The organism is Flavobacterium hibisci (genome assembly GCF_020026925.1).
Classification (GTDB): domain Bacteria; phylum Bacteroidota; class Bacteroidia; order Flavobacteriales; family Flavobacteriaceae; genus Flavobacterium; species Flavobacterium hibisci.
Genome location: NZ_JAIQDW010000059.1, coordinates 1 through 473 on the forward strand (window position 1 = coordinate 1; position 473 = coordinate 473).

A 473-nucleotide genomic window follows, 5' to 3' on the forward strand; every position below is an offset into this window, starting at 1 on the left:
CGAGAGCCAGGTCAAAATCGATCAAAAATCGCTTAATAAGTCCGAAACCCCACGTGCTATTGATAGTAGGGCGCTACAAGAAAAGTTGCAAGAACTGAATTCTAAGCTCAAAGAACGTTCTAAAGCTGCTCAAAAACAACTTGATAAATTACAAGAAGAACATCTTCCAAGACTTGAAAAATACGAGCAACAGCTTGAAATTTTGGGCCCAAGAAACTCGTATAGCAAGACCGATCCGGATGCTACTTTTATGCGTTTGAAGGACGATCACATGCAAAATGGACAGCTAAAACCGGCTTACAATGCGCAAATAAGTACCGAATCGCAGTTTATCACTCATTTTAGCCTGCATCAAAGCCCAGGGGACACCACTACTCTAGAAGGGCATTTGAATGGTTTTGAAAGCCAATATCAAACTCAAAGTTCAGAAATCGTGGCAGATGCGGGGTACGGCAGCCAAGAAAATTACGAGT

1 pseudogene is annotated in these 473 nt (G+C 42.1%); it reads left to right on the forward strand.

Going from position 1 to position 473, the window contains the following annotated elements:
• Nucleotides 1–473, forward strand: a pseudogene (locus K8B81_RS20830) (IS5/IS1182 family transposase); the annotation flags it as partial.